Genomic DNA, 1,393 nt, shown 5'->3' on the forward strand with positions numbered 1-1,393 from the left:
CCCTTGCCACCGGCCTGGCCGGGCGCGCCCGACCCGCCGCTCCCGCCGTTGCCCCACAGCAGCCCGCCGTCGCCGCCGTTTGCGCCGCTGCCGGGGGCGCCAGTGGCGCCGTCGCCGATCAGCGGGCGCCCGAGCAACGCCTGGGTCGGCGCATTGATGACATCCAGCAACAATTGCCCGACGTTGGTCGACTCCGCCGCCCCGTAGGCGCCCGCGCCGGCGTTGAGGGCCTGGACGAACTGGGTATGGAAAGCCTCGGCCTGCGTCCTGACCGCTTGATAGGTCTGCGCGCGAGTACCGAATAACGCTGCGACGGCCGCCGACACCTCGTCAAAGCCGGCAGGCAACACCTTCGTGGTGGCGGCTGCGGCCGCCGTATTGGCCGCCGTCAACGAAGAGCCGATGCCGGCCAGAGTCGTGGCTGTCGCCGACATCGCCTCCGGCGCCGCGAGAAGAAATGACGTTTCCGCCGTCCTCCACTGATCAGAGCGAATCGACTCGCACCCGACCGCGGGGCGAACCAAGCCAACCCGATACTTCATTTCGCCAGCGGCCCCGGTCGAGGGGGATTTCTACCCATTCCGACAGGCGCGCACAGGGCGAGTGCCGAGTCCGGCCGAGCCTTCTCATGACACTCCCGTGACCAATCCGTGATGGTTCCGTGACCATACTGAAAAGTATGTTACGGTGCCTGGGCGGCAGCCGTTGTGGCCGGGATCACAGAGTCGTGAGGACGGCCGGCAGCCTGCGGTATCGGTGATCGGTCGTGCGATCAGGGAGTGATCTGATGGCGTTTGTACACGTGGGACCGCAGCAGGTGGGGGTCGCGGCAGCGGATTTGGTCAGGTTGGAGACGGTGATCAGCACGGCCAATGCGACGGCGCGGGCGTCGACGACGCGGCTGCTGGCGGCAGCCGAGGACGAGGTATCGGCGGCGATCGCGTCGTTGTGGGGCGCGCACGGGCAGGCCTATCAGGCAATCAGCGCCCAGGCCGCGAAGTTCCACCAACAGTTTGTTCAGGCAATAAACGCGGGGGCTGGCGCTTACGCAGCCGCGGAGGCGACGAACGCCTCGCTGGTGCAAACCGCTTTGGGCGTGATCAACGCACCCACGAACGCGTTGTTGGGTCGGCCGTTGATCGGTGACGGCGCCAACGGGGCAGCGGGGAGCGGCCAGGACGGCGGCCCGGGCGGTCTGTTGTGGGGTAACGGCGGTGCCGGCGGATCCGGTGCGCCCGGAAAAACCGGTGGCGCCGGTGGGCCGGCGGGATTGTTCGGTAACGGCGGAACTGGTGGGGCCGGCGGCGTTGGCGTGACCGGCCTGACCGGGGCCGCGGGGCAGCGCGGCGGTATCGGCGGCTTCCAGACCTTGCAACCGCGAGGTGCACACGTG

The 1,393-nt window shown here is 68.8% G+C and carries 2 protein-coding genes; one reads left to right on the plus strand and one right to left on the minus strand.

The features are described 5' to 3' along the window. Positions 1–434, minus strand: a 434-nt coding sequence (locus AO501_RS14970) for a PE family protein (protein ID WP_231752498.1), incomplete at its 3' end; no start/stop codon positions are given. A gap of 353 nt (positions 435–787) precedes the next feature. Here AO501_RS14970 and AO501_RS14975 point away from each other — a divergent pair. Next, positions 788–1,393, plus strand: a 606-nt coding sequence (locus tag AO501_RS14975) for a PE family protein (protein ID WP_156452572.1), incomplete at its 3' end; no start/stop codon positions are given.

It is taken from the genome of Mycobacterium gordonae (genome assembly GCF_001417955.2).
In the GTDB taxonomy this organism is placed as follows: Bacteria; Actinomycetota; Actinomycetes; order Mycobacteriales; family Mycobacteriaceae; genus Mycobacterium; species Mycobacterium gordonae_B.